10 protein-coding genes, 1 other RNA gene and 1 pseudogene are annotated in these 11,837 nt (G+C 66.1%); 1 reads left to right on the forward strand and 11 read right to left on the reverse strand.

Annotation, left to right across the window (positions count from 1 at the left end; all coding sequences use genetic code 11):
- Positions 1-29: 29 nt before the first annotated feature.
- The 8 genes from M8J73_RS30570 to ftsE form a co-directional block, all read right to left on the reverse strand.
- Positions 30-491: a hypothetical protein gene (locus M8J73_RS30570; protein ID WP_055539999.1), complete on the reverse strand. Its 462-nt coding sequence runs from the start codon at positions 489-491 to the stop codon at positions 30-32.
- Between the two features lie 55 nt (positions 492-546).
- On the reverse strand, positions 547-2,733 hold the full coding sequence (locus M8J73_RS30575; RefSeq protein WP_157873183.1) for a hypothetical protein: 2,187 nt from the start codon (positions 2,731-2,733) through the stop codon (positions 547-549).
- Between the two features lie 597 nt (positions 2,734-3,330).
- Positions 3,331-3,733, reverse strand: a transfer-messenger RNA (tmRNA) gene (ssrA, locus tag M8J73_RS30580).
- 125 nt (positions 3,734-3,858) lie between these two features.
- The gene (smpB, locus tag M8J73_RS30585) at positions 3,859-4,398 is read right to left on the reverse strand and encodes an SsrA-binding protein SmpB (protein WP_055540000.1); all 540 of its coding nucleotides are present in this window, start codon (positions 4,396-4,398) and stop codon (positions 3,859-3,861) included.
- A 58-nt stretch (positions 4,399-4,456) separates the two neighbouring features.
- Positions 4,457-5,650, reverse strand: a complete 1,194-nt coding sequence (locus M8J73_RS30590; protein WP_055540001.1) for a S41 family peptidase — start codon at positions 5,648-5,650, stop codon at positions 4,457-4,459.
- A 116-nt stretch (positions 5,651-5,766) separates the two neighbouring features.
- Complete coding sequence (locus M8J73_RS30595) at positions 5,767-6,351, reverse strand: hypothetical protein (protein WP_055540002.1); 585 nt, start codon at positions 6,349-6,351, stop codon at positions 5,767-5,769.
- A gap of 147 nt (positions 6,352-6,498) precedes the next feature.
- Positions 6,499-7,410 (reverse strand): permease-like cell division protein FtsX, encoded by a 912-nt coding sequence (gene ftsX / locus M8J73_RS30600; protein WP_055540003.1) that lies wholly within the window; start codon positions 7,408-7,410, stop codon positions 6,499-6,501.
- Between the two features lie 43 nt (positions 7,411-7,453).
- The gene (ftsE, locus tag M8J73_RS30605) at positions 7,454-8,143 is read right to left on the reverse strand and encodes a cell division ATP-binding protein FtsE (protein ID WP_009320785.1); all 690 of its coding nucleotides are present in this window, start codon (positions 8,141-8,143) and stop codon (positions 7,454-7,456) included.
- 263 nt (positions 8,144-8,406) lie between these two features.
- Between ftsE and M8J73_RS30610 the strand changes: the two genes are divergently transcribed.
- A complete protein-coding gene (locus M8J73_RS30610) occupies positions 8,407-8,601 on the forward strand; it encodes a hypothetical protein (RefSeq protein WP_055518486.1) in 195 nt (64 codons plus the stop codon).
- A 128-nt stretch (positions 8,602-8,729) separates the two neighbouring features.
- Here M8J73_RS30610 and M8J73_RS30615 read toward each other — a convergent pair whose 3' ends face one another.
- The 3 genes and pseudogenes from M8J73_RS30615 to M8J73_RS30625 all read right to left on the reverse strand — a co-directional run.
- On the reverse strand, positions 8,730-9,629 hold the full coding sequence (locus tag M8J73_RS30615) for a hypothetical protein (RefSeq protein WP_055540004.1): 900 nt from the start codon (positions 9,627-9,629) through the stop codon (positions 8,730-8,732).
- A 332-nt stretch (positions 9,630-9,961) separates the two neighbouring features.
- Entirely contained in the window at positions 9,962-11,068 is a 1,107-nt protein-coding gene (prfB, locus tag M8J73_RS30620; RefSeq protein WP_055540005.1) for a peptide chain release factor 2, read from the reverse strand.
- Positions 11,069-11,358: 290 nt separating this feature from the next.
- A pseudogene (locus M8J73_RS30625) lies at positions 11,359-11,837 on the reverse strand (serine/threonine protein kinase); the annotation flags it as partial.

The following is an 11,837-nucleotide window of genomic DNA, read 5'->3' on the forward strand; positions in this document are numbered from 1 at the left end:
CCCCGAAGCCGGCCATGCTCCACCTTCCTCTACTTTCCGGTGAGCTCGACTTCGCAATCCAGCGTCTGGGTGAACTCCCGACCGCCCTGACGGTAATCGAACTTGCAGTAGCGGGCGCTACCTCCGGGAAGGCTGACGATTTTCAGCTTCGCCAGGTAGTAGATGTCGCTCGATGCGTGCGGAGCGACTTTCACGGAACCGGTTGAGTAGTCTTTGAGCGCCTCGAACCGCGGAGTGAGCTTACTGCCTTCCTTTACAAGGAGAGCCAGCCCCTCGGTGTCCTCGAGACTGTAGGCGCCGTACTTCAGAACCTTGATTCCCCGAGGCACCTCCACCAGGGATGCACCGGTTATTTCGATCGGCTCGGCGGACTTGTTGGCGGGAACCGGGAGTGCGAACCACCACGTGTCCCCCGCCTTCGCGTTCTCGCTTCCAACAGTCCCGTTCGTCTGCGCGCCACCCTCGAGAGCAGTTCCCTGAGACTTCTGCACATCCTGCGAGGAACACCCCGCAACAAAGAGCACAGAAACCGCAAGGGCAGCGAATTTACCAGGAATAGAAAACGCCCGGCTTACCTGAGACAGGACCATTTTTACCCCAGATGTAGTGTCGAGCCGACGTCAGGTTTCCTGCTGTTACGCGCTGCTTGTGCTCACGGTCAAGCTGAGACGAGGCACTGAGCACCAGACCATCAATCGTCACCGCGGCCGAGAACTTCACACTACGCCCCTTCGACAGCTGAAAGTACGCTCCAGGCTCCACGTAAGCGCGATTCCTCTTGGGCGACTTCTTGAAGTCATCGCCACCATCCTTGGCGCTGACATTCTTGCCATACTTCCCTGTTGCCCCACCGGACGGCACCTTGTACTTGGTTGCCAGGATCTCCTTGTGGGAGACGCTCGTGCCGCCGCACTTGATGGTCACCTTGACCTTCTTGTACTCGATCGGAACCTTCCACTGCTTGCCGAAATATGGGCCTTGATTCGTGTACCCGGTCGAGTACCCAAAGGAGTTTCCGACGCTCTTCGATCCCGATATCTTGTACTTTCCACCCGGCGAGGATACGGCAGCCTCGATGTTCGCCGTCATCTTCTCGTCATAATCCACTGACGCCTTGGCATCCCAGTAGGCATGCCCTTCTGCCACCACCGTGTACTTGATGTACTTCTTGAGCGTCTTGGTTTTTCTTTCACACCCGCCCAGGAACGGAGTGATCTCCATCCCCCCGACATCCGTTCCGTTCATGATGTAGGGGTTGTAATCCTTGGGCGGGGCGCCGGCCGGGTCCTGCCACTCCGGTAGCGGGTCATCACCAATGGCATCGACTGTGTATTTGTCCTGAATTGAACCCCAGCTCGCATCAGTAGCGAGCTCGGACGGTTCCAAATCGTTGCCGTTGTCGGGAGCCTGCGGCAGAAGTGAACTCGCGTCGGGTGCTTCCTCTGACGCTGTTGCGACTGAGGCTTGCATGGCAGTGGGGGCCGTTTCCGGTGCTGCGGTCGTGAACTTCGAAGCCGACATGATCACACCGGTGGCAGTCACACCCGTGGCCGTGGCCGTAACGTTCAAAGCGCCACCGTTCTCCTCTACCACGTTCCGCACGCCGGAAGGAAGAGTATCGGGAATGGTGAAGGACCAGGAACCGTCTTCACGCGTGGTGGTTTTCCCGAGGACAGGCAGCGTGGTGGTCGCACCGACCTCGTCGGGAACGAGATCACCGGCTTCAATGACCACGTCGAGACCCGCGGCCGGCCGTCCGTCGCCCTGGACGAATCGGCCGCTAACCGTTTGGGCGTCCCGTGGTGCTGGTTGTGGCTCAGGAGTGGAGTCGGGCACCGCCGCAGGCACATCCGGCTCCTCCGGACGACTGCCGAAGTAGGGGCGCTCGCCTGTAGCGTCCGCCAAGCAGTCCGCTGTGTCGGCAAAGACCTGCCCATAGATACCGGTTGCGATCTCGGCGTTAGCGAGGGCCAGACTGTCTGTTCCGGTGTAGCCCTTGATGGTGCCGGAGTAGTCTCGGGAACCCGTGCTCGTGTTGATGGTTCCCGGGCCCGGGCTCCATGCCTGCACGGCGCCTGTAAGTCCTGTGGCTATGATCTTCGGTGTACCCAGCGCCACCCTCGTCACCCTGGGCGGGGAAGTCATGGTTTCGCTCGCCATAAAGGGCCAAGCCTGTATTTGACCGTCTGTCAGAGTGTAGATGGTCTTTCCAACTGCCCATACGCCGTCGGCGTTCTTTATGGCCACCGCTCCCGGGCTCGTGGCGGAGATCTTGACCGTCAGCTCGGAGATCGTTCCGGCACCCGTCGAGGGATCACTCTGCGAGTAAACGGTGATCTCGCCGCTTTCGGCCTGGCCGAACAGCAACTTGCCAACCGCCCAAACCTTCCGGAAGTTCGTCCAGTTTACATCGTACGTCTTTGCGGGCGCCAGCAAGGAGCCGCCCACAGCGGTCTGATCCTTGTAGGACTTGAGACTTCCGGATGCTGTGATTTCGTAGATCACCCCACTACCGGCAGAGAAGAGCCTGCTGTCACCCGGTACAGTCGCGGTCTTTTCGGTATCGAAGAAGACGCCGCTGGCGTTACCGCTCTTGGGCTCCCAGTCAAGGTACTTACGCAGCGTGCGAGGCGCACTTTTGGCGGGCAAGACAGGTCCCGGCGGCACCTCGATAACATAGGTTGCCACACTTGATGGGCATTCGGCTGCAACTGCCGACGCGGCACCGAGCACGGAGGGGACGGTGAGTGCACCCCCCAACAAAAATGCCACGCACAGTACCCGGAAGACTTCTTCGCTGTTTCTACCGCTAACCTTTTTTGACACGACTTCCCTTGGCTCGATTGGCGGAGGGTCGCACATACAGAACACATGACACAGATCCGAGGAGACGCACGCCAACGGTGCATCCATACCCTGGCGCGACATCACTTGCTGGCAGGGCATGCAGGCGAAGAGTTGCTGGCGATCACAGAATGTACTCTGCCGAGCAGGTGCATCGACAGGGTGTTGAGCAAGTCTTGAGCTACTGAAGGATCGTCAACATGTCGGTCAACGCCGCGAGTTCAGGAGAGTGACACTGAGGGCCCATTTACTGAGGTCGAGTTCATAGGGGTCGCGGCGCTCGGGTCTGCCAGGTGATCCAGGCTCCTGTATCAAGTCCGCGGCACGACCTTCCCCGAGAGCACCGATGTGCTGGCTCAAGACCGAAGCCGGCAAAGCCAAGGGGCCGAAGCCGGAGGCACCCGTGACGGGCCTCAGGACACAACGCAGCGGGGCCCGGTGGTCTGGTCGACCACCGGGCCCCGCTGTTCATGCGTCACATGGGAATTGTGGAGATGGCGGGAATCGAACCCGCGTCCAACGGTGCGGAATCAGGGCTTCTCCGTGTGCAGTTCGCTATGAGTTTCTCAGCCCCGGCGATCACGCGAACAAGTCGCCGACGGGCTCAGTCACTGTTTGATTTCCCTCTTCACCCCGTGACCGGGATCAAGGTTTAGTCCCCTAGCTGATGCCAGGATCCGGGTCGGGAACAGCCCCGGGCTGACACTCCCTTTAAATGAGAGGCTCGGTCTCGCTACCTGAGATCAGGCGGCGAGAGCGAAGCGCTGCTCGGGAGAATCGCTCTTAACAGTGGCGATTATTTTTTTCGGCCTGTGGTTTACGAGATCATGGCCGCTTCCTCGACACGCTTCCCCTGCTTCGACATCCGCTGTCGAAACCGATCATCCCCATGTTGTGTTTTCAACCCCTCCGAGGAGGGCTCTCGCACCCGCTGTGAGGTGCGGATGCCATCGTACGTGAACAACGCGAGCGCATGCCACCGTATTCCCGGCGGCCACGCGCGCGTCGCCCCGGCTACGCCCGCTGCTTGCGCTTCGCCGCGGCGATGGCGCGGTCCGACTCCCGCCGGTCCTGCTTCTCCCGCAGGGTCTGCCGCTTGTCGTACTCCTTCTTGCCTCGGGCGAGCGCGATCTCCGCCTTGGCGCGGCCGTCCTTGAAGTACAGGGAGAGCGGCACGATCGTGTGCCCCGTCTCCTGCGCCTTGGACTCCAGCTTGTCGATCTCCTCGCGGTGCAGCAGCAGCTTCCGCTTGCGGCGCGCGGAGTGGTTGGTCCAGCTGCCCTGGTGGTACTCGGGGATGTGCGCGTTGTGCAGCCACGCCTCTCCCCGGTCGATCTGGACGAAGCCGTCGGTCAGCGAGGTCCGGCCCTCACGCAGCGACTTCACCTCGGTGCCGGTCAGGACGAGCCCGGCCTCGTAGGTGTCGATGATCGCGTAGTCGTGGCGGGCCTTCTTGTTCTGGGCGACGATCTTGCGCTTGCCGCCCTTCTCGCCGTCCCTCGCCTTGGCGGCCGCCCCGCCCTGCTTGGGCTGCGACTCCTTGGGTACGTACATTCCCTTGCTCATAGTGCCGTCCATTTTCGCACTACGCGGGGGTGCCGGGGAAAGCCGATTACTCGTACTCGCCGAGTCCGCTCAGCACCGTCTCGGCCCGCTGGAGGGCGTCGTCGTCGGCGTCCAGGTCGGGGGTGATGCCCCGGCCGTCGACGCCGCGGCCGGAGGGGGTGCGGTAGTGGCCGACGGTCAGCTCGGCGACGGACCCGTCGGGGAGGCGGCTCGGCATCTGCACGGAGCCCTTGCCGAAGGTGCGGGAGCCCACGACCACCGCGCGGCCGCGGTCCTGGAGCGCTCCGGTGAGCAGTTCGGCCGCGCTCATCGTGCCGCCGTCGACGAGCGCGACCAGCGGTCTGGTGCTGTCGCCGCCGGCGTCCGCGTGCAGGGCGCGCTGTTCGCCGTTGACGTCGTAGGTGGCGACGAGGCCGCCGTCGAGGAAGGCGGAGGAGGCAGTGACGGCCTCGGCGACCAGTCCGCCGGAGTTGCCGCGCAGGTCGAGCACGAACCCGGTCGCGTCGGCGGCCTGCTCGACGGCCGCGCGCACCATGTCACCCGAGCCCTTGGTGAACGCGTCGACCTTGATCACGGTGATCCCGTCGGCGAGGCTGCTGACGGTGACGTCCTCGGTGGACAGTCGGGCCCTGCGCAGGGTCTCCTGCCAGGTCCGGGTGGAGCGCTGCAGACCCAGCGACACCTTCGTACCGGCGGCGGCGTCCTCGGCGGTGTCCTCTTCCCCGTCGATCGCGTCGCCGCGCAGTAAGGAGACGACGTCCGTGACGGGGCGGCCGTCGACCTTCTCGCCGTCGACGCTGACGAGCCGGTCCCCGGCGCGGATCCCGGCGCGGGCGGCGGGCGAGCCGTCCTGGACACGGGTGATCTCGACCCGGCCGTCGCGCCGCAACCGCGCCCACAGCCCGACGCCGGTGTACTCGCCGTCGAGGGCTTCCTGGAACTCCTCGTACTCGCCCTCGGAGTAGACCGCCCCCCAGCGGTCGCCGCTGCGGCTGACGGCCCGCTCGGCGGCCTCCACGGGGGAGGTGCCCTCGGCCATGGCCTCGGCGGCGGCCTCGGCCACGTCCTGCTGCCGGGCGGCCGGGGCGGAGCGGGGCGCGCCGGAGGCGTCGTCCTTGCGGTACGGGTCCTCGAAGGAGCCGGTCGCGGCGCCGGTGGCGAGCACGCTCGCGAAGACCAATGTCAGGGCCGCCCCGCGGCGGATGCGGCGGGGCTGGGAGAACAGGTCGCGGCCTGACATGTCGGCGAGTCTAGGACAACGGGAGGGGCCGTAGCGGTCCTTGCCGGTACGGCCCCATTGGCGTGCGTCACACCATCAGATATGCCGTGACGTGCGGCACACTTCTTCCCGTCCGGTCACACCAGGTTGTACTCGGCGGCCTTGGCCAGGTTCACCGCGTACGCGCCCCACATGCCCCTGGCGAAGAGCCGGTTGGACTTGTCGGTGATGGGGTGCTTCTGCCAGACGGCCTTGGGGCCGTGGGCGGACACGTCGAGGACGAGGTAGCCGTTCTTCTTCACCAGCTTGAAGGTGATGATCTTGCCGGCCCCCTCCAGATGCCCGGGGAGCGACTTGAGGGTGAAGTAGGTCTTGCCGACCGCGGTGACGCGCACCGGGTTGCAGTCCTTGACCATCTTCAGACAGATCTTCTGATTCTTCTTGACCGTCTTCGGCATGCCCTTGATCGGGAACACACCGTTCATGATCTTGTTCATCTTCTTGAACGACACCTCGGCGGGCGTCGTCTTGCGGATGACCCGGTACGTGTAGTGGTACTTGTACTCGCCGCCCTTCGCGGCGACGGCCGGAGCCGTCGACGCGGCCGGCGCGGCCGGTGCGGCCGAGGCGGGTACGGCCGGCAGCAGCAGGGCCGCCCCGATGGCGGTCGCCACCACCGTACCGGCCATCCGCTTGCCTGCGCCCCCGTTGAGTGCGTACATGATCGCTCGTTCCCCTCGTTCACTGTCATTGCTCCCGGGAACCGGAGGTCCGCCGGGAGCGCGATCGGTCGGAACGAGCTTAACGATCAAGATTCGCGCAGGTAATCGCCATCGTGTGCCTAGATCGTCATGATCGTGCAACGGGCGTCAGACCCGGAGGTACTTCCGTAGCGCAACGAACGCGGCCATGGCCGGCATGAGCAGTCCGATCGCCAGGACCAGCGGCAGCTTGGTCAGCACGACGTCCCAGCCGATGAAGTTGACCAGCGGGATCTTCTCCGCGAGCCACTGGTCGATCAGGAAGTACTTGCCGCCGACGATCAGCGTCCCGGCGAAGCCCGCGCCGATCAGGCCCGCGATCGCGGCCTCCATGATGAACGGCGCCTGGATGTAGAAACCGGACGCGCCCACGAGCCGCATGATTCCGATCTCCCGCCGACGGCTGAACGCGGAGACACGCACCGTGTTGACGATCAGCAGCAGCGCCACGACCAGCATCAGACCCATCACCCCGAGCGCCGCGACATTCATGCCGCCGAGCAGGTTGAACAGGTTCTCCAGCACGTCCCGCTGGTCCTCGACCGACTGGACACCGGCCCGCCCGGAGAACGCGGTGTCGATCACCTTGTACTTCTCCGGGTCCTTCAGCTTGATCCGGTACGACTCCTGCATCTGGTCCGGGGTGAGCGACGCGGCCAGCGGGGAGTCCTTGAACTGCTCCTTGTAGTGCTTGTAGGCCTGGTCCGCCGACTCGTAGTAGACCTGCTCGACGATGTCGAGCTTGCCCAGGTCGCTCTTGATCTGCTGCTTCTGCTCCGAGGTGACGGCGCCCTTGGAGCAGTTGGCGTCCGCCTCCGCGTCCGCCTTGTTGCACAGGAAGATCGACACCTGGACCTTGTCGTACCAGTAGCCCTTCATCGAGCTGACCTGGTCCCGCATCAGCAGGGAGCCGCCGAACAGGGCGAGGGAGAGGGCCACCGAGATGACGACCGCGAAAGTCATCGTGAGATTGCGGCGGAGACCCACACCGATCTCCGACAGGACGAACTGCGCGCGCATGGCGTCTGGTCAAGCCTTTCCGTGGACGGTCGTCGAGCAGTGGTCAGTGCTGGTAGCCGTAGACGCCGCGCGCCTGGTCGCGGACGAGACGGCCCTTCTCCAGCTCGATGACGCGCTTGCGCATCTGGTCCACGATGTTCTGGTCGTGGGTGGCCATGACCACGGTCGTACCCGTCCGGTTGATCCGGTCGAGCAGCTTCATGATGCCGACGGAGGTCTGCGGGTCGAGGTTGCCGGTGGGCTCGTCGGCGATCAGCAGCTTGGGCCGGTTCACGAAGGCCCGCGCGATGGCGACGCGCTGCTGCTCACCACCGGACAGCTCGCCCGGCATCCGCTCCTCCTTGCCGCCGAGGCCGACCAGCTCCAGCACCTGCGGCACGGACTTGCGGATCTCGCCACGCGACTTCCCGATGACCTCCTGCGCGAAGGCGACGTTCTCGCCGACCGTCTTGTTCGGCAGCAGCCGGAAGTCCTGGAACACCGTCCCCAGCTGGCGGCGCATCTGCGGCACCTTCCAGTTGGACAGGCGCGCGAGATCCTTGCCCAGCACATGCACCTGACCCTGGCTGCACCGCTCCTCGCGGAGGATCAGCCGCAGGAAGGTGGACTTTCCGGAGCCGGAGGACCCCACGAGGAACACGAACTCGCCCTTCTCGACCTCCAGGGACACATCCCTGAGGGCGGGGCGGGTCTGCTTCGGGTAGACCTTGGACACGTTGTCGAATCGGATCACGGATGCACCACAGGCCGTCGGGGAATGGATGGTCGAGACTGTACCGCTACCCGTCCTCGTGAGGGGCGCGGGGAACTGCCCGAGTGACCTCGGCGATTCCGGCGCCGTGCGACGAACGGCACCCGCCCCTTTTCCGGGCGCCCGCGCACGCACCGGGGGAACCTGGCACAGTGGAGTAGGAGGGGACCGGCGAATCAGCGGAACGCACCGGTTCCGCGAAGCGTTGAGGTGTGTGTGAGGCCATTGCAAGGAGGGCGAGGCGCATGACGTACGACCGGTTGGTGTGCGCGAACTGCGCATCGCCCGTCGCCGAGGGCCGCTGCCATGTGTGCCGGGCCAGTCGCGAGCGGCTCCAGCAGGAGAATCCGTTCGCGGGCCTGAGCCCGATGACCCTGATCGCCCTCCTGGCGATCCTGATAACGGCGCTGGCGCTGCTCGCACACCAGACGACCGCCTAGGGTGACGCCGGCGGACGCATGAGTGACCGGCGGGTGCGCCCCGCCGACGTGACCGGACACGACGAAGGCCCGGGGCTTGCCGCCCCGGGCCTTCGAACGTATGGGGTGCCGTGCGTGACCGCGAGGGATCAGGCGGCGGCGCCGCGACCGCCCATCAGGCGGGGCAGCAGGCGGAAGCCGATACCGCCGACGATCATCGTGGCGGCGCCGACCAGCAGGAACGTGGTCTCGGCGGCACCCGTCTCGGCCAGCTCACCGCTCCCGGAGCCCTGAGCCTCGGTCTCGGAGCCGGTGTCGGTCAGCTGCGAGGAGCCCTCTTCCTGGACGACCTCGTCGTTGCCGCCGTCGGGCTCGGTACCGCCGGAGGTGGCGTCACCGCCGCCGGTGGTGGAGGAACCGCCACCCGAGGTGGAGTCACCACCGGTGGAGCTGTTGCCACCGGAGTTGCCGTTGCCACCGGTGGAGCTGTTGCCACCCGAGTTGCCGTTACCACCCGAGTTGCCGTTACCACCGGAGTTGCCGTTACCGCCCGAGTTGCCATTGCCGCCCGAGTTGCCGTTACCACCGGAGTTGCCGTTGCCACCGTCGGTGCCGGTGGTGCCCGTCGTGCCGGTGGTGCCCGTGGTACCGGTCGTGCCGGTGTCACCGCTCGTACCAGTGGTGCCGGTGGTACCAGTGGTGCCCGTCGTGCCGGTGGTGCCCGTGTCACCGCTCGTACCGGTGGTACCGGTGTCACCGCTCGTACCGGTCGTGCCGGTGTCACCGCTCGTACCGGTCGTGCCGGTCGTGCCGGTGGTACCCGCGGTACCGGTCGTGCCCTGCGTGGCACCGATGGACGTGCCGTCCGTGTCACCCTCGGTGTCGACCGAGACACCGACGTCGGCGGAGACGCCGTTGCCGGTGTTGACGCCGATACCGACGCCGAGGTCGAGCGCGGAAGCGGCACCCGCGGCGGTCAGCGACGCGCCGGCGGCGATCACGGCACCCGCGGCTATTCGCGCCACGCGGATCCGCGTCTTCTTCGTCATATGGCTGCTACCCCCAGTAGCTCATCAGTAATTGGAGCAGCGCCCGGGGCCGCGATCAGCGGGGGCAGTCGGTAGCCTGCAAGATCCCCCGGTTCACATGCGTCCCAGTAATGCGCATGCCACGCGTCAGCCTTCCCAGTTTTCGAAGCAACGTCAAGGTCGTTGCGTACGCGATGTCCTGTTGATCGGATTTGACCGCGACAACGTCGTGTGAGTGTGACGTAAAACCCAGACATCCCCCAACAGACAAGGCAACTGCCATCGCGTGGATGGCAGTTGCCTTATCGACAAAGCGCTGAAATTGTCCGGGGGTTGGGGCGCGGTCGCGCCTCTTACTTCTCCTGCTGCTTGCGCCAGCGAATTCCGGCCTCGAGGAAGCCGTCGATCTCGCCGTTGAACACGGCCTCGGGGTTGCCGACCTCGTGCTCCGTACGCAGGTCCTTGACCATCTGGTACGGGTGCAGCACGTAGGAACGCATCTGGTTGCCCCAGGAGTTGCCGCCGTCGCCCTTGAGGGCGTCCATCTTGGCCTGCTCCTCCTGCCGGCGGCGCTCCAGCAGCTTGGCCTGGAGGACGTTCATCGCGGTCGCCTTGTTCTGGATCTGCGAGCGCTCGTTCTGGCAGGAGACGACGATGCCGGTGGGGATGTGGGTGAGGCGCACCGCCGAGTCGGTGGTGTTGACACCCTGGCCGCCGGGGCCGGACGACCGGTACACGTCCACGCGCAGTTCGGACTCGTCGATCTCGATGTGGTCGGTCTGCTCGACCACGGGGAGGATCTCGACGCCCGCGAAGGAGGTCTGGCGGCGGCCCTGGTTGTCGAAGGGCGAGATGCGCACGAGGCGGTGCGTGCCCTGCTCGACGGAGAGGGTGCCGTAGGCGTAGGGGACCTGCACGGCGAAGGTGGTCGACTTGATGCCGGCCTCTTCGGCGTACGACGTCTCGTAGATCTCCGTCTTGTAGCCGTGCTGCTCGGCCCAGCGCAGATACATCCGCTGGAGCTTCTCCGCGAAGTCGGCGGCGTCGACGCCACCGGCCTCGGCGCGGATGTTGACGAGCGCCTCACGGGAGTCGTACTCGCCGGAGAGAAGCGTGCGGACCTCCATCTCGTCGAGGGCCTTCTTCACGGAGGCGAGCTCCGCCTCGGCCTCGGCGCGGGTGTCCGGGTCGTCCTCCTCCTCGGCCATCTCGAAGAGGACCGCGAGGTCGTCGATGCGACCTCGGAGCGCGTCCGCCTTCCTGACCTCGGCCTGGAGGTGGCTCAGCTTGCTGGTGATCTTCTGCGCCTCGTCCGGGTTGTCCCACAGGGACGGCGCGGCCGCCTGCTCCTCGAGCACGGCGATCTCTGCCCTCAGCTTGTCGAGGTCCAAAACGGCCTCGATCGACTCCATGGTCGACGAGAGGGACTTCAGCTCTTCGGATACATCGACGACTGCCACGCCCCCAGCGTAACGGCTACGGCAACGGATCCCTCCCGGGTGGCCGCGAGCGCCTCATGGCTCGGGGGTACGGGTGGTTTTGGCGGGTACGGGTGAGTGGGGGCTGGTCGCGCAGTTCCCCGCGCCCCTGAAAAGCGGCCGGGGCCGCGCCCCGTGCTTTTCAACGGCGCCACCTGATGAAGGCCGGGCCGCAGGCCCAAGCCTTCAGGGGCGCGGGGAACTGCGCGAGAAACCACACACCACCCGCACCCGCCAACGACCCTCGCACCCCCGAGCCACCGGGCGCCCGGTCAGGGAGAACCCGGCGCTGAGTTCTTCGTGTCGGTCGGTGCCCCGCCCTCCTCGTCCCCGGAGGTGACCGCCCACGTCCCCACCCCCACCGCGGCGATCAGCGCGACCGCCGCCGCGCCGAGCGTGATCCGGCGGCGACGGGCGGTCGCCCGGTTCCGCGCGGACCCCGGCCGGGGCGCCCCCGCCGCCCGGGGCACCCGCGCGGTCCCGTGCGCACCCCCGGCCAGCTCGTCGGGCGCCGGCACCCGCATCGACGTGTGGGTGTCCCGGTTGGAGTCCGGCTTCGCGCCCGGCACCAGCGGCACGGCACCCCGCCGCACCCGCTCCCGCGGGGCGGCCGCCTCCGCCGGCGTCTCCTCGTACGCGTCCTGCGCCTCCGTGCCCGGCTCGTCGACGTCCAGCGGCGGCATCCCGGCCAGCAGCGGCAGCTGCTCCCGCAGCCGTGCCGCCAGCTCCGACGCCCGCAGCCGTGAGGCCG

The organism is Streptomyces neyagawaensis (assembly GCF_023516595.1).
GTDB lineage: Bacteria > Actinomycetota > Actinomycetes > Streptomycetales > Streptomycetaceae > Streptomyces > Streptomyces neyagawaensis.